Below are 20,290 nucleotides of genomic sequence, written 5' to 3'. Positions count from 1 at the left end.
TTCTTTTAAAAATAACAAATCAAACTTATAAGATGCTGAATCAGCATTTATAAAATTACTATCTTTAAGTATAAAGCTTTTACTATGGATTTACAGTTAGAGAAATACAAATTAATGGAGTGGTTAATGAGTCTGAAAGATGAATCCATTATTCATAAATTGAAAGAACTCAAAAAAGACGCTGACTCAAACTATGATGTTTCAGAAACAGAAAAGCTTTTCATTGATGCTGGGTTAAAAGATATTGAAGAAGGAAATACGTTTACGCATCAAGAAGTTATGGAAGAAATCAATAAAACCTATGGAATTTAGTAAAATGGAAATCATTTGGACTAAACTTGCAAGGATTACATATCTAAAAATTCTTGAAAACCTTAACCGAAGATGGACTAAAAAAAGAAATTAAGAGTTTCAATAACTTGACTAATGATTTGCTTAAAAAAGTTAAAAAAAAAGGAAGTTACCTATCCACTAATTAATCATACATATAATATTCATAAGGCTTTCATTCATAAAAATGTTTCTTTATTCTACAAAGAGGATACACAACATAACAAAATCTATCTTATTACTTTTTTTAACAATAGAATGAATCCTGAAATTCTAAAAGAATTACTCAACAAATAACAATCATATAAAAGCTTTGATGCTAAAAACATCACAAATTTACGCACTGTCATTCCTGCTTAGACAGGAATCCACAAACTCATTAATATACAAATAGTATTTGAAATTATCTCCGTATTTTTGTAGCTCTAAACAACACATATGCTTCGCGTTCAAAACGTTTCCTTTTCCTATCTTAAAAACACACCAACTTTAAAAGATATTTCTTTTGAAATTCAGGAAGGAACACACATATCAATCATTGGTGAAAGTGGTTGCGGAAAAAGCACGTTACTCAAACTTATATACGGTTTACACGATCTAGAAAAAGGCGAAATCTTTTGGAAAGACGAACAGGTTTTAGGTCCAGCGTACAACTTAGTGCCAGGTCATGATCGGATGAAATATCTCGCGCAAAATTTTGGCTTAATGCCATACATTACCGTTGCTGAAAATGTGGGAAGTTATTTGTCTAATTTCTATCCTGAAGAAAAACAAGCACGTATTGCCGAATTGTTAGACATGGTAGAAATGACTGCGTTTGCGAATGTAAAAGCAAAATTGCTCAGTGGCGGACAACAACAACGTGTCGCGTTGGCGAAAGCAATTGCCCACGAACCTGAAGTGTTATTATTAGACGAACCGTTTAGTCATATTGATAACTTCCGAAAGAATAAACTACGCAGAAATCTGTTCAACTATCTCAAAAAAGAAAACATTACCTGTATTGTAGCTACACACGATAAAACAGATGCACTTTCGTTTGCCGATACAACTATTGTATTGCAACAGGGAAAGCTCATTTCACAAAGCAATTCTAAGGAATTGTATCAAAATCCGCCAAACACATATGTAGCATCACTATTTGGTGAAGTCAATGAATTGCCTGCGAGTTTATTTCCAGAAGTTCAAACAAAAAGCGAAACAATTTTGGTCTATCCGCATCAATTAAAAGTGGACGAAACTGCTGCTTTTAAAGTTACTGTACAGCAAAGTTATTTTAAAGGAAGTCATTATTTGGTTGTAGCAAAACATGAAGAAATTAGTGTGTTTTTTGAGAGTTTGGAAGTGCTGGAAAATGGTGTTTTGGTTGGGTTAGTTTTTTGATTTATAATACTTATTTTTTCTAAAAGCTTGATACCTCATTTTAGCCTTTGAATGATATTGATAGTTATTGGCATTAGTTACATCTATAAAGTTTTCAGCTTAGATTCAACATAGTTCTTTTAACTCGTACGCTTGTTTCATTCTTAAAAACCCTTTGTAATCTTTAGGTACTACTATGCCAACAACATCTGCTAGGTTTTCATAATTGAGTTTAAAATATTTCTTGAAATTTCAGAATTAGTAAAATTACTACAAAATCAGTATTCATAAAAAATAACTCCATCCAAAAGATAGGATAAAAGGAAGTTGAGTTGTTTTATAATATAAGTAACTCACTAATAATCAAATATTACATGTAATATTTTTGTTATATTAGTGCTCTAACTAAACTAAAACATGATCAAAAAACTACGTAAAATTGCTATACTAGCAGTGATTACTGCTATCTTATTTTCTTGTTCAGACGACAACGATCCTACGAATCCACCAACTTCTGTGGATGACGATTATATCCCAATTCCGACTTCGCCAGTAGTATTAGATGCAGATAATTTTCCATTTGATAACTTATCAGATTACAACTTTTTTGATGGAGAAATGAAAGACCAAACACCTGTACTTGGTGTTATTCCATACGAACCAATTTCTGCTTTATTTACAGATTATGCTAAAAAGAAACGTTTCATTTGGATGCCAAGTGACGTACAAGCAACATATGCCGCTGATACTGAATTGATAGATATGCCCGTAGGTACATTTTTAATAAAAACATTCTATTATGAAAATGTGCAACCTAGCAACGCACCACGTATTGTAGAAACACGCTTAATGTTAAAGAAAAGTAGCGGCTGGGAATTTGCCGACTACGTTTGGAATGACGAGCAAACAGAAGCAACATTTAGCTTAGATGGTTCATTTACAAACATCGATTTCATGCAAAACGGTACGCCAAAAAATACTAACTACAGAATTCCATCAGATGTGGAGTGCCTTACATGTCACAAAAGTCAAAACAATCCTATTCCTATTGGTGTAAAACCACAAAACCTCAACAGCATGTATGATTATGTAGATGGCACAAAAAACCAACTACAAAAACTAATTGATGAAGGCTATTTAGAAGACAACTTACCAACTACGATTAACACAGTAGTAAACTGGAGCGATGAAACACAACCTATTGATGTACGTGTTCGTTCGTATATTGATATTAACTGTGCGCATTGTCATCAAGAATTATCGCATTGTGATTACAGACCTGTGCGTTTTGCGTTTGATGAATCTGCTGACGATACCAACTTAGGTATTTGCGTAGATCCAGATACTGAAATTCCTGGAATGATAAACATTGTAACTCCTACTTTAAAAGAACGTTCTGTAATGTATTACAGATTAAATACAGAAGCGGAAGAATTTAGAATGCCATTATTAGGAAGAAGCATCATTCATGAAGAAGCTGTAGAGCTTATCGGACAATGGATTGATGGACTCACAAACGAGTGTGATTAAAACTAAACCAAATTGATACCGTGAATTTAGCAAGCTAAGTTCACACATACATACAAACCCAAGCCTATGAAAAAAATTACCTTACTAATAAGTTTGATAGCTTCCTGCTTTTTTGGCATGGCACAAACTACCGTCGATTGTTCCTTAGGAGCTGTAAATACAACCTATTGTTATGTAAATAATGATACTACAAGTTTTGTTTTTGTAAGTTCTGATGGTTCTGATTTAAGTGTTACGTTTAATGCTGGACAAGTAGAAGATACTTGGGATCAATTAATTGTACTAGATACCGACGGAACCGAACTATACAACGGCTATGGAAATACTGGAGACTTAACAGGTCTTACATTCCTGTCAAGTGGAGATACAATTACAGTTTCTGTAAACTCAGATATTGCTGTAAATTGTTCAGGTAACGGATTCGTGCCGTGGGATTTTAATGTAAACTGTGCAACTTGTACAAACGCAACTGCTACGTATACTGTAGTTGATGATTGTGCAACAAGTGGAGGTTTCTTTGTAGATGTTAACGTATCTGACCTTGGATCGGCAACATCAGTAACCGTTTCAGACAATCAAGCAAGTGCAACACAATCATTATCGATGGCAGGAAACCTGCAATTTGGCCCATATGCAAATGCTACAGATGTTATAATATCTATTCAAAATGATCAAGATGCAAACTGTATCGTTAGTAGTGGTTCAATAACACAAAGTAATTGTCCGCCACCGCCACCTGTTGGTGTAACTTGTGGTTCGGGCGCATCAACGTTTATCTTTACAGAAGAATTTGATACCGTTTCTGGATGGACAGGAAATTTAAACAACGGAAATGGTTCTTGGGAAATACCTAACGAATCCACCTCTAATAATACTGGTCCAGATACTGCTTTTAGTGGTGCAAACTTTATGAACTATGAAGCCTCTGGAGATACAACAGTAACAGGCTCTGCCGTAAGTCCAGCAATCGACTTATCAACAGCTACAGATAGCGCAGAACTCTCATTCTATTTACATGCGTATGGAGCTGATATGGGAACATTAAACGTAAAAATTGGTACAAGTGCCTCAGGACCTTTTACAACTGTATTTACACAAATTGGAGAATTACAAACAAGCGGATCAGAAGCTTGGGTTCCTGTTGGTGTCAACTTAGATAGTTACCTAGGACAAATAATTTATGTAGAATTTAGTCACACTGGAACTGGAACAGGTTTCTCAGGAGATATGTCTATCGATTTAGTTCGTGTAGAAACATGCGGGTCATTTTGTATTGCGCCTTCTAGCCTAACCGCTACTGCAATTACACAAACCTCAGCAACAGTTTCTTGGATAGCTAACAACGGAGAAACTGCTTGGGAATATGTAATACAACCTGCAGGAACAGGAACACCTACAGGCTCAGGAACTGCTTCAAGCACAACAAGTGTAAACCTAACTGCTTTAAATGCAGGAACAAGTTACGAAGTATATGTACGTGCTATTTGCGGGTTAGACACTAGTATTTGGAGTGCACCATTAACATTTCAAACCTTAGCGCCGCCGCCGCCAGCTGACTTTACAACATCTACTGTTGCTACAAGTGGAACGCAAAGAGCCGCCGTTGATATGAATGGAGACTTTTTAGACGATGTAGTTTCTATTGGAACAACAAATGTCAATATATTTTACCAACAAATGCTTGGCGGATTAAGTGCTACTGGAACAAATATTACAACAACTAGCGCAGATAATTCACCTTCTTGGAGTTTGGCCGCTGCAGATTTTGATAGAAACGGATTTACCGATTTATTATACGGTGGACAAAATGGTGTTACATTTATGAGAGCAAATGCAACAGGAACAGGATTTACAGAAATTTCTGGACCTGAATATGTATTCTCACAACGTTCAAATTTTGTCGATTTAAACCAAGATGGAAACTTAGATGCTTTTGTTTGTCATGATGTTGATCCAAATGTATATTATATGAATGATGGAAGCGGAAATCTCGTATTTAATCAAGGTGGACTTGGAGATATTGCAGGTGGAGGAAACTATGGTTCTGTCTGGATTGATTATGATAATGATAGAGATATGGATATGTTTATTGCAAAATGTCGTGGAGGTTCTAGTACAATTAATATAAACGAATTACACGAAAATGACGGAACAGGAAACTTTACAGAAGTTGCTTCTACCGCAGGTTTAGCAGATCCATTACAAACATGGTCTTCCGCTTGGGGAGATTTTGACAACGATGGAGATATGGACGTTTTTGTTGGTGCAAGTTCTACAGCTGATGGTACACACAAATTAATGCGAAATAATGGAAATAGTACATTTACAAATGTAACGGCTGCTTCAGGAATATTACCAGCATTAACCAACTTAGGTATCGAAAATGCTACATATGACTTTGATAATGATGGAAACTTAGATATTGCTTCTAATGGTAGTATATTATTTGGAAATGGTGACTTAACATTTACCGTTTACGACAATATACTAGCTGGAAATAATGGCTCTTTCGGCGATTTAAACAATGACGGATTTATTGATGCTATTTCAGGAACTACGCTATATACAAACACAACAAACAGTAATAATTGGATAAAAATTACAACAACTGGAGTTGCAAGTAACATTAACGGAATTGGTGCTAGAGTAGAAATATATACAGCTTCTGGAGTTCAAATACGTGATGTACGTAGTGGAGAAGGTTTCCGTTTTATGAGTTCGCTTAATGTACACTTTGGAATCGGAACGGATACTGCTGTGACAAACATTCTTATTTATTGGCCATCTGGAACTATTGATAATATTGTAAATCCGGCAATCAATACGCATCATATCATTACTGAAGGGCAAGCGTTAAGTGTTCAAGATGAAACGTTATTTGAAAGTATTGTAATTCATCCAAATCCTGTTGGAAATGTAATGAATATCAACAGTCCAGTTAATTTAATTGGGAAAATTGCAACCATCTTCAATATTGAAGGAAAACGTGTAATGAACTTAAAATTAGAAGAACATAACATTGATGTATCAAACTTACGCCAAGGAAACTATATTTTACGATTAGAATCTGAAGGAAAAGTATTTACTCAGAAATTCATCAAACAATAACAAAAAAACATTCAAACTATAAAACTCCAATGCTTTAAAAGTGTTGGAGTTTTGTCATTTGGATAAACTTTATATCACGTCATTGCCAACAACGTGAAGCTATCTGTCATTTGAGAAACAAAATTATCATTTGCATCTCGACTGCGCTCGATGTGACAACTAAAATTCATAGCAAGTCTAAAAAATATCTTTAATAACAAATGATTGATTCCGAAATGAAATAGGATCGCCTACTTTTTTACCAAGCAATAACTTTCCAATCGGCGTATTAGTCGCAATAGCGTAGAATTTTTCATTTTTTATAGTAATTTCGCCAACACTTACAGCGATAAAATAATTGGCTTGTGTTGTATACACAATACTGCCTAAACAACCTTGTTTTGCAATTGAAGTAGCATCTATTTTGAGCAAAATTTCTTTTACTTTCTGAATTTCCGCAAGTTGATTGCCCAACTTTTCACGTTCCAACTGCAACATGGCTCTGCCTGTTTCATGCTTATCGCCTGCCGAACTTTTGGTTTCGGACAACATTGCTTCTTGAATACTTGAAAAATTTTTTTGAATATTCGCTTGGCGTTCGTTAACACTATCCAAACACAATTTGTGTAATGTTTTCTTTAAACTCATATCAATTGTGCTAATTCTTTTCCTACCAAACTACCAATAGCAACGCCCATTCCGCCTAAGCGAACGCCACAATATACATGGTTAGAAATTGGTTTTACAATGGCTTTTTTCTGTGATCCAACACCCATAATTCCGCTCCAACGATGTTCAATTTCAAAAGAAGTATTTGGTAAAATAGTTGTTTTCAATAAAGAATCTAACTTATCTTGAATCAACTCGGTTAGTTTAAATTCTGTCGTTTCTTCACCTTCAAAATCAAGGTTTCGTCCACCGCCTAATAAAATTCGATTTTCGATATTTCTAAAATAATAATAACCTTTATCTAAATGAAACGTTCCTTTAATATGCAAATTAGGAATTGGCTCCGTAATCAACACTTGCGCACGTGCAGGTTTTACATTTTCGTCTAATAACTGTGACGCAAATCCGTTAGTGGCAACTAATAATTTCTTGGTATAAAAATTAGCATGATTCGTTTCAACATGTACCAAATTTCCGCTTTCTTCAAAATGTTGAACCAAAATCGAATTTAAAATCTGAACGTTGCTCGCCAATACTTTTTGTAACAACGCATTCATCATTTTTCCTGTATCGAGTTGTCCTTCAAACTGATTGAAAATATAATTTTTCTGAATGTTTTCAAACTGAAACGAATTTGAAACTTCACTAAATACAGCATCTTTAAAAATTGGTTGCAACAAGTCGTTGATCTTTTCTTTCTGTGTCAAACACGATTCGTACAACTCCGTATCTTCTTCTGTAAATAATTCGTAACCGCCCAATTGTTGAAAATCTATGGTAGCATCACCTAAAGTTGAACGAAGCAACTGCAAACCTTCACAACGTCTTTTAACGAGCTCTATTACTTCTTGCTCAGAATGTGTCTGCAAATCGTCTAAAATCTCGGAGAGACTACCAAAACAGGCAAAACCAGCATTTTTTGTACTTGCGCCGTGTGGCAAGATTCCTTTTTCGAGAATGATTATTTTTGCTGTCGGATATTGCTCGCGAAGTTGCAACGCACAACTAAGTCCGACAATACCGCTTCCGACAATCGTAAAATCGACATTTGTCAACCATGTTTTGTATTCCCAATAGCTAAGGTTCATATGTTTATTTTAAAATTTTATGATAGAAAAATTACAGTCTAGTTTTCCATCATAAAAAAAGCTCCTTACAAATGTAAAGAGCTTTTTTATATTTTTTTGGTTGAAATTTACTCTGCTTCTGGTTGCATTTCAAAATCTTCCATAAATTTCGTTGTATAATTTCCAGCCACATAATCAGGATGATCCATTAATTGTCTGTGGAAAGGAATTGTCGTTTTAATGCCTTCAATTACGAACTCATCTAACGCACGTTTCATTTTGTTGATTGCTTCTTCACGTGTTTGCGCAGTTGTAATCAACTTTGCAATCATTGAATCGTAGTTTGGCGGAATTGAATATCCAGCATATACATGCGTATCTAAACGAACTCCGTGTCCGCCTGGTGCGTGTAATACTGTAATTTTTCCTGGAGAAGGTCTGAAGTTGTTAAACGGGTCTTCTGCGTTAATTCTACATTCAATTGAGTGTAAGTTTGGCGTATAGTTTTTCCCAGAAATTGGCACGCCAGCCGCTACTAAGATTTGCTCTCTAATCAAATCAAAATCAATTACTTGCTCCGTAATTGGATGTTCTACTTGGATACGCGTATTCATTTCCATAAAATAGAAGTTTCTATGCTTATCTACTAAGAATTCAACCGTTCCAGCACCTTCATATTTAATGTATTCGGCAGCTTTTACAGCAGCTTCTCCCATACGTGCACGCAAATCGTCTGTCATGAATGGAGAAGGTACTTCTTCTGTTAATTTTTGGTGACGACGTTGTACAGAACAATCACGCTCTGACAAGTGACATGCTTTCCCTGAAGAATCTCCAACCACTTGAATTTCGATGTGTCTTGGTTCTTCAATTAATTTTTCCATGTACATGTCATCATTTCCAAAAGCCGCTTTCGATTCTTGTCGAGCAGAATCCCAAGCGTCTCTTAAATCTTCTGGTTTCCAAACGGCACGCATTCCTTTTCCACCACCACCAGCAGTTGCTTTAAGCATGACAGGATATCCTGTTTCTACGGCTAGTTTTTCACATTCTTCAAAATCTTCAATGATTCCTTCACTTCCTGGAACACATGGAACGCCTGCAGCTTTCATAGTAGATTTTGCAGAAGCTTTGTCTCCCATTCTATCAATCATTTCTGGAGAAGCACCAATAAATTTGATATTATGTTCTCCACAAATTTTAGAGAATTTGGCATTTTCTGATAAGAATCCGTATCCTGGATGAATGGCGTCTGCATTTGTAATTTCTGCAGCAGCAATAATATTTGCCATTTTTAAATACGATTCACTACTTGGAGCTGGTCCAATGCAAACCGCTTCATCAGCAAATCGAACATGTAAGCTATCAATGTCAGCTGTAGAATATACTGCAACTGTTTTGATACCCATTTCTTTGCAGGTTCTAATAACTCTAAGTGCTATTTCCCCTCTATTTGCAACTAATATTTTTTTGAACATCTTTTGAAATTTTAAATTTTGAAATTAAAATCTGTAACTTTTTGAATTGTACAACAAGTGTTTTTTGTACTTCAAGTGCTATCTAAAATTTCTTATGATGGATCTACCAAGAATAATGGTTGATCAAATTCTACTGGTGAAGAGTCATCTACTAAGACTTTCACTACTTTTCCTGAAACTTCTGATTCAATTTCGTTGAAAAGTTTCATTGCTTCAATCACACACAATACGTCTCCTTCAGAAATTGATTGTCCAACTTCAACAAAAACGGGTTTGTCTGGAGATGGTTTTCTATAGAAAGTACCAATAATTGGTGATTTTATAGTAATATATTTAGCATTATCGTCAGCGGCGGCAGGTGTAGCAGGTGCTTCAGTGTTTGTAGGTGCTTGTGGCGCAACTGGAGCTGGTGCTTGTTGCGGAATTCCGGCCATCGGAATTTGTTGCACTACAGTTGTCATTTCGCCTTTAGCTTCTCCAGTTTTAATGGTGATTTTTACGTCGTCCATTTCAAGTTTTACTTCACTTGCTCCAGATTTGGCTACGAATTTAATTAAGTTTTGTATTTCTTTTAAATCCATGAGATAGGTTTTAGTCGTTTTCTAGTTTGAATTATATGCCCATTTTAGGTAGATAGCTCCCCAAGTAAAACCGCCTCCAAAAGCGGCAAAAACAAGGTTATCTCCTTTTTTGAGTTGTTTTTCATAGTCATGTAAACACAGGGGAAGCGTTCCAGAGGTTGTATTTCCGTAACGCTGGATATTTACCATTACTTTACTTTCATCTACGCCCATTCGCCTTGCAGTGGCATCAATGATACGTTTGTTAGCTTGATGTGGCACTAACCATTGTACGTCTTCATTCGTCAGGTTGTTATCTTCCATTATTTTGGCACTCACATCTGCCATGTTAGATACTGCGAATTTAAAAACTGTTTTTCCGTCTTGAAATACAGTGTGTTGATTGTTTTCTAATGTTGTTGTTGATGCTGGTAATATTGATCCACCAGCGTCTATTTTTAGGAATTCTCTTCCGACTCCGTCACTTCTCAAATATTCGTCTTGCAATCCAAGTCCTTCTTCATTTGGCTCAAATAATACTGCGCCAGCTCCATCACCAAAGATAATACATGTTGCTCTATCTTTATAATCAATTATTGAAGACATTTTATCAGCACCTATTAAAAGTACTTTTTTATAGCGTCCAGATTGTATATAACTTGCCGCTGTAGACATTCCGTATAAGAAACTAGAGCATGCCGCTTGTAAGTCGAAAGCAAATGCATTTGTTGCTCCTATTTTACTAGCTGTATATACAGCAGTCGAAGCTACGGGCATATCGGGTGTTGCTGTAGCTACAATGACTAAGTCTATTTCTTTAGGATCTAAATTTTTTTTGGCAAGTAAGTCTTCTGCGGCTTTGATAGCCAAGTATGAGGTTCCTTCTCCTTCTTTTTTAAGAATTCGGCGTTCTTTGATACCTGTTCGAGTGGTAATCCACTCATCGTTAGTATCAACCATTGTTTCAAGTATCTTGTTGGTTAATACATATTCAGGAACATAAGCTCCTACAGCTGTTATTGCTGCTGTAATTTTGGTCATACCTTAACGTTGGTTTTTTTTGTTTTTTAACAAAAATTCATTCAAAATTAAACGAAATTACTAAAATTCTCTGATAATCTTGGCAAAATATGTCGTTTTTACATTTTTAACAAAAAAATGAACAAATAAAAAACTCTCACAAAAGTGAGAGCTTTTATCACTATAGCATTTTATAAAATTATGCTACGTTTTCTTCTACAGTATTGTCAATCAATACTTTTCCTCTGTAATATAGTTTTCCTTCGTGCCAGTGAGCTCTGTGGTATAAGTGTGCTTCACCAGTAGTTGGGCACGTAGCGATTTGAGGAACTGATGCTTTGTAATGTGTTCTTCTCTTATCTCTTCTTGTTTTCGAGATTTTTCTCTTAGGATGTGCCATTTTCTATTTTATTTATTATCCGTTAATAGTTTTTTTAATGTATTCCAACGAGGATCTATTTCCTCTTCAGTTTCTTTTTTATCTGTACCAGGTTGTAATTCTTCTAGCTTTTCTAGTATGTCCGACTCTAATGTTCCGTCTTCAATACCTGGATGAATTCTTTTTGAAGGTACTGCCAACACAATCATTTCATATATATATTGTGCAACATTAATTTCATACTCTCCATGTGGTATGATGAGAATTTCTTCATTTTCATCATTGTATTCGTTTCCGAACTTCACTAGTAAGTCTAAATCACTTTCAATTGGCTGCTCAAACGGCTCGTTTGTCAAATCACAATTTATAGTTACAGTTCCAGTTGCATTGAACGTTAATTCAAGCATGGTTGCTTTTTTGTGAAATGCTAACGTTGCACGAATTGCAGTTGCATTGAATTCATCATAATCAAAAAGTTTAAAGAACGAATTATCAATTTGATATTCGAACTGGTGCTTTCCTTCTTTTAATCCTATAAAAGGAATGTTAAAGTCCTTTAGTTCCATCATCTTAAACATCAGTTTCGAGCGTGCAAAGATATAAATTTTTTTGTATCAACGTTAAGTTGTTAACATTTTTTTGTTTATATCTTGGCAGGTTGCTTTTTTAGTGGATTTTTTGCAATTTGTTGGTAGTCAGTTCTGCTTTTAAAAATCTGTATTCCAGTGAATACCGCTTCTTTGAAAGAGTTGTGATCTGCCTTGTTTTTTCCTGCTATTTCATAGGCTGTTCCATGATCTGGAGATGTACGAACTCTGTTAAGTCCTGCCGTAAAATTAACTCCTTGTCCAAATGATAGCGTTTTAAACGGAATTAATCCCTGATCGTGATAGGCCGCCAAAATAGCATCAAAGTTTTTGTAATTGCTAGATGCGAAGAAACTATCTGCCGCATATGGTCCAAAGACTAGCTTGCCTGAGTTTTTAATTTTTTCCAACGTTGGCTTCATCACCTCATCATCTTCTACGCCAATAACTCCATTGTCTCCAACATGTGGGTTGATGCCCAAAATTGCAATTTTAGGTTTGCTAATTCCGAAGTCTTGTTTTAACGTATTGTATATAATGTTTACCTTTTTTTCTATAAGTTCTGGTGTAATTGTTTCAGAAACATCTTTTACAGCCACATGATCTGTGAGTAAGCCAACACGCAATGAACCATTTACCATTAACATTAAACTATCACCTTCTAGGTTTTCGCCTAAATAGTCTGTGTGTCCTGGAAACTTAAAATCTTCCGATTGTACATTGTGTTTATTTATAGGTGCTGTTACCAATACGTCTATGGCACCTTCTTTTAACGCTTTGGTTCCTTCCACAAATGACTTGATAGCAAACTGCCCAACCGTTTCCGATGAAACTCCATACGCTATGTTTACAATTTCTTTTGAAATGTTGACCACATTTATTTTTCCATGCTGTGCTTTGTCAGCAGTTGGAATTCCAAAAAAGTTTGTAGCTATATTGAAATGTTTCTTTTGAAATGATAAAATTTTAGTGGAGCCAAAAATAATAGGCGTACACAACTCTAACATTCTATTGTCTTCGAATGTCTTCAGAATTACCTCAGTTCCGATACCATTTAAATCTCCAACCGAAATTCCTACTTTTATTTTTTCCTCTTTCTTCATTTAAGTATTCAGACTTTTATTTCTTAATTTTACATGCAAATTTAACTAAATAAATAGATGTTTACAGGGATTATTGAAGAATTAGGTGTGATTACGCATCTTGAAAAAGAAAAAGAAAACCTTCACATTACAGTTCAGAGCAGTTTAACGCCTGAATTAAAAATTGATCAAAGCGTTGCCCACAACGGTGTTTGCTTGACTGTTGTTGATAGAAATCTTGAGGAAAACACATATGTTGTTACGGCTATTCAGGAAACCTTAGATAAGACAAATTTAAATACTTGGCGTCTGAATGATCGTGTTAATTTGGAACGTGCCATGAAATTAGGTGATCGTTTAGACGGTCATATTGTACAAGGTCATGTAGACCAAATAGGAAAGTGTACTGCTATTGAAGAAAGTGATGGAAGTTGGTATTTTACTTTTGAATACGATTCCTCATTAAATAATATTACCATCGAAAAAGGTTCTATTACTATAAATGGAACCAGTCTTACAGTAGTTAATTCTGAAAGAAATGCATTCTCAGTAGCAATCATACCATATACGTATGATCATACAACGTTTCAATTTTTCAACGTTGGATCACAAGTAAATTTGGAATTTGATGTGATAGGGAAGTATGTCGCAAGACTTCAGGGGCTATAGAAGTTAATTACTTTTTACTTTTTTCCGTATACCATACAAAAGTCCAGCCGCAAGAACGCCAACAATACCTGCATCAATCGGGAATCCCGGTGGTAGTGGTGGTCCTGGCGGTGGAGGTGTGATTTGGGCGTGTGTTTCTGTTAAAAAAGCAATTGCAATTAGAACAAAACACAACAGGGTCTTTTTGTTTATTCGTGCCATAACGGTGTAAAAGTAAAAAATTATAAGATTCAACAAAACATTTTACGTTATATCATTCATAAATAATCTATAAAACGACGAAAATCATCGATCAAGCAAGCATTTTCATGTTTTTCTGTTGCCTTCTCTTAATAAAAAACCAATTTAAAAACTATATTTAACACTACAAAAGAGTTTTTATACTCCTGATAGTTTCTTAACGCAATTTTTACATGGTTCTTGTGTGTTATACTGAAGTTATCTTCAAAAAATGTTCCAAAATAGAACCATATATACGTACGAAGTAAATTTTATTAAGGTTTTTTTAAGAGTTTTAAAGTAAACTATTGGATAGATTTGTAGTCTAACCATCTAAAATAATTCCACCAAATGCGAAATATTGTACTTTCGATCATTGGAGCATTGCTTATTGTTGTTGCCATTTTTCTCGGAAAAGAGATTTCTAATAGTAAAAAGAAGCAACGACCTGTTCCCGAAAAAGTAGTCAAAACTGTGTTTACTGAAACTGTTCAGAATACAACAATTCCTATTATTATTCCTGCAAATGGAAACCTTGTGGCAAAACGCCGTGTGGAGTTATTTTCAGAAGTGCAAGGTATTTTTAAATCTGGCAGAAAATTATTTAAACCTGGACAAACATTTCGCCGTGGAGAAACGTTAATTCGTATTGATGCCGCCGAATATTACGCTGGTGTTCAATCTTCTAAAAGTAATTTATACAATTCTATTGCGGCAATTATGCCCGATTTGCGATTAGATTTTCCAGAAATTTATCAAAAATGGCAAACTTATCTGAATAATTTCGATTTAAATAAAACAACACCAAAGTTGCCTGAAATGACAACTGAGAAAGAAAAATACTTTATTACAGGACGAACTATTGTGACCAATTATTATAATGTTAAGAATTTAGAACAACGTTTGGCTAAGTACACCATCAGCGCTCCGTTTTCAGGAATTTTGACAGAAACATTGGTTACGGAAGGTTCTTTGGTTAGAAACGGACAAAAATTGGGTGAGTTTATTGACACATCTATTTATGAAATGGAAGTTGCTTTGAGTAAAAAGTATGCTAGTTTGTTGAAAATAGGTGAAAAAGTAGTCTTAAATAATCTTGAAAAAACACAAACATTTTCAGGTGTCGTTTCTCGAATTAATGGAAATATTGATCAAACTACACAAACCATCACAGCTTTTATTGAAGTTAAAGACGCTTCGTTGCGAGAAGGCATGTATTTGGAAGCAAATTTAAATGCAAAAGAAGAAGCAAATGCCATAGAGATTAATAGAAGTTTAGTGCTTGATAATGATCAAATTTTTATTGTTCGTGATAGTATTTTAGATGTCATTGATGCTAAACCTATCTATTTTTCAGCAACAAAAGCTGTCTTAAAAGATATTCCTAACGGAACTGTAATTTTATCAAAACCTGTTCCTGGCGCGTATGCCGGAATGTTGGTAAAACCTTTTCAACCCAGTAAATAAAAGTAAGTCATGAGAAAACTAATTGCTTACTTTATAAAGCATAGTGTTGCCGTAAATGTTGTTGTAATAACATTTGTAATTTTTGGATTTTATGGAGCGTACACATTAAAATCTTCGTTTTTTCCGTTGGTCGATTCTAAAAATGTTACCGTTAACATTACCTATCCTGGTGCGTCTCCACAAGAAATTGAAGAAGGAATTGTACTTAAAATAGAAGACAATTTAAAAGGATTAAATGGTATTGAACGTGTAACCTCAACTTCTAGGGAAAACAGTGGTTCTATTAATATTGAGATAGAAAAAGGCAAAGATATTGACTTTATGTTGTTGGAAATAAAGAACGCCGTCGATCGTGTTCCGTCGTTTCCAACAGGTATGGAACCGTTGGTTGTTGCCAAAAGAGAAGCCGTACGAGAAACCATTTCGTTTGCCATAAGTGGTGATAAAATTCCGTTAGCAACCTTAAAACAAATTGGTCGACAGGTTGAAAATGATTTGCGTGGTATTGATGGAATTTCGCAAATAGAAATTTCTGGATATCCAGATGAAGAAATAGAAATTGCCATTAACGAAACCAATTTGTTAGCTTATAACTTATCGTTTGCGGAAGTTTCACAAGTTATCAATCAAGCAAGTTTAATTACTACAGGTGGAACCATAAAAACGAATGCGGAAGAATACTTAATTCGCGCCAACGCACGTTCATATTATGCTGACGAATTATCTAATTTGATTGTAAAATCGGATGCTTCAGGTAGAATTATTCGTTTAAAAGATGTTGCCATCGTACGCGATCGATTTTCAGAAACACCAAACGCAAATTATTTTGACGGCAATCTTTCTATCAATATAAGTATTACCAGTACCAACTCGGAAGATTTAATTTCTTCGGCAGATACTGTAAAAGAATACATTGCAGATTTCAATCAAAAATATAACAATGTACAATTAAATGTCGTTGGCGATCGATCTACAACATTAGTACAACGGACTGCGCTGCTTACCGAAAACGCGATTATCGGAATGATTCTCGTGCTTATATTTTTATCATTATTTCTAAACACACGTTTGGCTTTTTGGGTAGCATTTGGATTGCCTGTAGCATTCTTAGGAATGTTTATGTTTGCGAGCTACTTTAATGTAACTATAAATGTATTGTCCCTTTTCGGGATGATTATTGTAATTGGTATTTTAGTGGATGATGGAATTGTAATTGCCGAAAACATCTATCAACAATACGAAAAGGGGAAATCGCCAGAACAAGCTGCTATTGATGGTGTTATGGAAGTATTGCCTGCTATTATTTCAGCAATAACAACTACTATTTTAGCGTTTAGTATTTTCCTATTTTTAGATGGAAGAATTGGTGAGTTATTTGGTGAAGTTTCTGTGGTAGTTATGCTTACATTAATTGTTTCACTTATTGAAGCTCTAATCATATTACCTGCGCATTTGGCGCATTCCAAAGCATTGCGCGCGCAAAAGAAAGAACCAACAGGGTTTTTCCCAAGAATGTTTTCAAAACTACGATACGTCAATACATTTGGTGATTTTATCATGAGTTGGTTGCGTGATAAAGTATACAGTCCTGTATTACGATTTGCTTTAAAGTATAAATTCTTAATGCTTTCGTTCTTCATTGTATTTATGATACTAACCAAATCAAGTTTTGATGCAGGAATCATTAGAGGTGCGTTTTTCCCAAGAATTGCCAGCGATAGAGTAACCATTGCACTCAATATGCCCAATGGAACTAATGAAAAAGTAACGGATAGTATTATTTCATTCATTGAAAACAAAGCAATTGAAGTTACAAAAGCCATTAATGATGAATACATTGGTGAAGATGCAGATATATATTTGGTTGAAAACATGATAAAAAAAGTTGGCCCAGGTTCGTCAACAGCATCTTTAGAAATCAACTTATTACCAGGAGAAGAACGTCCAAATGAAATTACGTCCAATATCGTTTCAAACCGAATCAAAAAAGCAGTTGGACCTGTAATTGGTGTCGAAAGTTTAGTATATGGTGGTGGTGGAAACTTTGGTGGACTTCCCGTATCGGTTTCTTTATTAGGAAATAATATTGCCGAATTAAAAGCGGTAAAAGCTGAATTAAAGCAAGTATTAGAAAACAATATTTTACTAAAAGATGTTACTGATACAGATCCGGCAGGAATAAAAGAAATACGTTTAAAACTCAATGAAGGTGCGTATGCGCTCGGTTTAAATTTACGTGATGTCATGTCGCAAGTACGTTCCGCATTTTTTGGAGTACAAGCACAACGTTTTCAACGTGGACAAGATGAAATTCGGGTTTGGGTTCGGTATGATAAACCAAATCGATCGTCTATCAACAACTTAGACAACATGCGTATTGTAACACCAAATGGACAACGTGTTCCGTTAAAAGAAATTGCGAGTTATACCATTGAACGTGGTGATGTAGCAATCAATCATTTGGAAGGAAGAAGAGAAATTCAAGTTTCGGCTGATATTAAAGATGCGAAAAAGACAAGTCCTACAGATATTATGGCAGAAATTAGAACTGAAATTATGCCTGAAATTTTATCCCGATATCCAACGGTAACTCCTTCCTACGAAGGACAAAACCGAGAACGTGTAAAATTGATAAACTCGTTAGGACCTGTTGGAATTACCGTTTTAATTTTTATTTACATCGTTATTGCATTTACCTTCAGAAGTTACAGTCAGCCATTACTTTTATTATTATTAATTCCGTTGAGTTTGCCAGCCGTAGCTTGGGGACATTGGATTCACGATTTCCCATTGAATATCTTATCCATGTTAGGAATTATTGCCTTAATAGGAATTATGGTGAATGACGGACTCGTCTTAATTGGGAAATTTAATAACAATTTACGAGAAGGAATGCTGTTTGATGAAGCCTTATACGAAGCTGGTCGTTCGCGTTTTAGAGCTATTTTCTTAACTTCCTTAACAACTGTAGCTGGTTTGGCACCTTTAATTTTTGAAGAAAGTAGACAGGCACAGTTTTTAATTCCAATGGCAGTTTCTATTGCATACGGAATTGGGTTTGCAACAATATTAACCTTAATTGTATTGCCTATTTTCTTATCATTTAGTAACTATATAAAGAAAAATGGAATGTGGTTAGTAACTGGTAGAAATATTACCAAAGAAGAAGTAGAACGTGTTGTAAAAGAACAAAAACATGAAGCAGCACAACAACGCCTTTTGGATGAAAAAGAAGATACACTACACATAGAAGATGAAAAAATAGTATCGCTAAAAGAACAAAACGAAACAGATGAACATTAGAAATTACCTAACATACAGTTTAGTTTTCTTCGCAATCTTCGCGAATGCACAACAAATACTGACTCCTGAAGAAGCAATTCAATTGACGTTATCACACAATTACGGAATCAAAATTGCCAATAATACAGTAAAAGTTGCCGAGAATAATACAAGTATTTTAAATTCTGGTTACTTACCAACTTTAACAGGAAATGCTGGTGCAACGTATAATTTAGATAATACAGAAGCGGAATTTTCTAATGGAAATTCAACTGTTTTAAATGGTGCCGAAAGTTCGCGTTACAATGCATCTGTAAACTTAAATTATACTTTATTTGATGGCTTAGGCCGATTATACAATTATAGAAGACTAAAAGAGCAATATCAACTTTCAGAATTGGAAGCGCGTGAAACGATTGAAAATACACTCTTACAATTATTTTCAGTGTATTATTCGGTTGCACAACTTTCGGAAAACACCGACGCTATTGAAGAAACGTTTGAAATTTCAAAAGATCGATTGACACGTGCATCATACCAATTTGAATATGGACAGAATACAAAATTAGAAGTATTAAACGCGCAAGTTGATATCAATAACGATAGCATAGCGATTGTAAATACAGAGCAACAATTAAAAAACACAAAACGTGACCTCAACGTAATTTTGGGGAATAACTTGTCGGAAGAATTTAGTGTAAATACAGATATTTCTTTTCTGTTAGAAATTTCCAAAGAAGAATTGTGGGCAAAAACGAAAGCCAATAATGTTTCTGTATTACAAATTGAAAAAAACATTAGCATTAGTTCGTTAGATGTAAAATCGAATCGATCGCAATATTTACCAACAATTGGTTTAACGGGAAGTTATGGTTGGAACCGAAATAATAATAATGCTGCGGCTTTCGTAGCTGTTTCAACCAATACGGGACTTTCTGGAGGCATCAATTTATCTTGGAATCTATTTGATGGTGGAGGCACGATAACACGCGTAAAAAATGCCAAAATTGCACTTGAAAATCAACAGCTTCAAAAAGAGCAAGTAATGATCGATTTGGAACGTAATTTTAACAATGCTTGGGACGATTATCAAAATAAACTTGTCATTTTTCAATTGCAAGAGAAAAATATTGCAACCGCTACCAATAATTTTGATCGAACAAAAGAAAAATTCAAAATAGGACAAGTAAACTCTATTGAATTTCGTCAAGCACAATTAAACTTACTAAATGCGGAACTTAGCAGAAATCAAGCAAAATACAACGCAAAATTAGCTGAACTTACGGTTTTGCAATTAAGTGGCGAGTTGTTAAATGTGAAGTTTTAGACTTGTTCCCGCGTAGACGGGAATCTCTTAGATCGCTTCGCTTTTGGTCTTTTATCCAAGCAATATTACGAGAAGTTTGCAACAAAATAATCTGTAACTATTGAAACAGATAGCTTCACTTTGTTCGCTATAGCGTAACAATTTTATAATTCTTCCTTATTCTAATGGGAAGTTA

The 20,290-nt window shown here is 34.8% G+C and carries 17 protein-coding genes; 8 read left to right on the top strand and 9 right to left on the bottom strand.

The window, feature by feature from the left end:
- The first annotated feature begins 84 nt into the window (after positions 1-84).
- The 4 genes from ACQ654_RS14500 (at position 85) to ACQ654_RS14485 (ending at position 6,330) form a co-directional block, all read left to right on the top strand.
- Entirely contained in the window at positions 85-312 is a 228-nt protein-coding gene (locus tag ACQ654_RS14500; RefSeq protein ID WP_430411058.1) for a hypothetical protein, read from the top strand.
- A gap of 456 nt (positions 313-768) precedes the next feature.
- On the top strand, positions 769-1,713 hold the full coding sequence (locus tag ACQ654_RS14495) for an ABC transporter ATP-binding protein (protein WP_430411057.1): 945 nt from the start codon (positions 769-771) through the stop codon (positions 1,711-1,713).
- Between the two features lie 396 nt (positions 1,714-2,109).
- On the top strand, positions 2,110-3,222 hold the full coding sequence (locus ACQ654_RS14490) for a hypothetical protein (RefSeq protein ID WP_430411056.1): 1,113 nt from the start codon (positions 2,110-2,112) through the stop codon (positions 3,220-3,222).
- 66 nt (positions 3,223-3,288) lie between these two features.
- Positions 3,289-6,330: an FG-GAP-like repeat-containing protein gene (locus tag ACQ654_RS14485; RefSeq protein ID WP_430411055.1), complete on the top strand. Its 3,042-nt coding sequence runs from the start codon at positions 3,289-3,291 to the stop codon at positions 6,328-6,330.
- A gap of 177 nt (positions 6,331-6,507) precedes the next feature.
- On the opposite strand, the gene ACQ654_RS14480 is transcribed toward ACQ654_RS14485, so the two are convergent.
- The 8 genes from ACQ654_RS14480 to pdxA all read right to left on the bottom strand — a co-directional run bounded on the left by ACQ654_RS14480 (position 6,508) and on the right by pdxA (position 13,172).
- A complete protein-coding gene (locus ACQ654_RS14480; protein ID WP_430411054.1) occupies positions 6,508-6,957 on the bottom strand; it encodes a 3-oxoacyl-ACP synthase in 450 nt (149 codons plus the stop codon).
- A complete protein-coding gene (locus ACQ654_RS14475; protein ID WP_430411053.1) occupies positions 6,954-8,066 on the bottom strand; it encodes an NAD(P)/FAD-dependent oxidoreductase in 1,113 nt (370 codons plus the stop codon). The genes ACQ654_RS14480 and ACQ654_RS14475 overlap by 4 nt, the downstream gene beginning before the upstream one ends.
- Before the next feature lie 107 nt (positions 8,067-8,173).
- Positions 8,174-9,523, bottom strand: a complete 1,350-nt coding sequence (gene accC / locus ACQ654_RS14470; RefSeq protein ID WP_430411052.1) for an acetyl-CoA carboxylase biotin carboxylase subunit — start codon at positions 9,521-9,523, stop codon at positions 8,174-8,176.
- Between the two features lie 92 nt (positions 9,524-9,615).
- Positions 9,616-10,104, bottom strand: a complete 489-nt coding sequence (gene accB, locus ACQ654_RS14465; protein ID WP_430411051.1) for an acetyl-CoA carboxylase biotin carboxyl carrier protein — start codon at positions 10,102-10,104, stop codon at positions 9,616-9,618.
- A 21-nt stretch (positions 10,105-10,125) separates the two neighbouring features.
- On the bottom strand, positions 10,126-11,124 hold the full coding sequence (locus ACQ654_RS14460) for a beta-ketoacyl-ACP synthase III (protein ID WP_430411050.1): 999 nt from the start codon (positions 11,122-11,124) through the stop codon (positions 10,126-10,128).
- A 178-nt stretch (positions 11,125-11,302) separates the two neighbouring features.
- The gene (gene rpmF, locus ACQ654_RS14455) at positions 11,303-11,503 is read right to left on the bottom strand and encodes a 50S ribosomal protein L32 (RefSeq protein WP_046755216.1); all 201 of its coding nucleotides are present in this window, start codon (positions 11,501-11,503) and stop codon (positions 11,303-11,305) included.
- Positions 11,504-11,511: 8 nt separating this feature from the next.
- The gene (locus ACQ654_RS14450; RefSeq protein WP_430411049.1) at positions 11,512-12,051 is read right to left on the bottom strand and encodes a YceD family protein; all 540 of its coding nucleotides are present in this window, start codon (positions 12,049-12,051) and stop codon (positions 11,512-11,514) included.
- Between the two features lie 74 nt (positions 12,052-12,125).
- Positions 12,126-13,172, bottom strand: a complete 1,047-nt coding sequence (pdxA, locus tag ACQ654_RS14445; RefSeq protein ID WP_430411048.1) for a 4-hydroxythreonine-4-phosphate dehydrogenase PdxA — start codon at positions 13,170-13,172, stop codon at positions 12,126-12,128.
- Between the two features lie 57 nt (positions 13,173-13,229).
- On the opposite strand from pdxA, the gene ACQ654_RS14440 reads away from it, so the two are divergent.
- The gene (locus ACQ654_RS14440) at positions 13,230-13,820 is read left to right on the top strand and encodes a riboflavin synthase (protein WP_430411047.1); all 591 of its coding nucleotides are present in this window, start codon (positions 13,230-13,232) and stop codon (positions 13,818-13,820) included.
- Between the two features lie 3 nt (positions 13,821-13,823).
- Here ACQ654_RS14440 and ACQ654_RS14435 read toward each other — a convergent pair whose 3' ends face one another.
- Positions 13,824-13,994 (bottom strand): PID-CTERM protein-sorting domain-containing protein, encoded by a 171-nt coding sequence (locus ACQ654_RS14435; protein ID WP_430411046.1) that lies wholly within the window; start codon positions 13,992-13,994, stop codon positions 13,824-13,826.
- 396 nt (positions 13,995-14,390) lie between these two features.
- Here ACQ654_RS14435 and ACQ654_RS14430 point away from each other — a divergent pair, with 396 nt between their 5' ends.
- From ACQ654_RS14430 to ACQ654_RS14420, 3 genes are read left to right on the top strand one after another with little or no spacing between them, the layout of a single operon-like run.
- Complete coding sequence (locus tag ACQ654_RS14430; protein ID WP_430411045.1) at positions 14,391-15,506, top strand: efflux RND transporter periplasmic adaptor subunit; 1,116 nt, start codon at positions 14,391-14,393, stop codon at positions 15,504-15,506.
- A gap of 9 nt (positions 15,507-15,515) precedes the next feature.
- A complete protein-coding gene (locus ACQ654_RS14425) occupies positions 15,516-18,809 on the top strand; it encodes an efflux RND transporter permease subunit (RefSeq protein ID WP_430411044.1) in 3,294 nt (1,097 codons plus the stop codon).
- Positions 18,799-20,115 (top strand): TolC family protein, encoded by a 1,317-nt coding sequence (locus ACQ654_RS14420; RefSeq protein ID WP_430411043.1) that lies wholly within the window; start codon positions 18,799-18,801, stop codon positions 20,113-20,115. Before ACQ654_RS14425 ends, ACQ654_RS14420 begins: the two co-directional genes overlap by 11 nt.
- The last annotated feature ends 175 nt before the right edge of the window (positions 20,116-20,290 follow it).

The organism is Kordia sp. (genome assembly GCF_965283645.1).
In the GTDB taxonomy this organism is placed as follows: domain Bacteria; phylum Bacteroidota; class Bacteroidia; order Flavobacteriales; family Flavobacteriaceae; genus Kordia.
The sequence above is the reverse complement of the archived record's forward strand: the minus strand, read 5'-3'. Positions and strand labels throughout refer to the sequence as shown.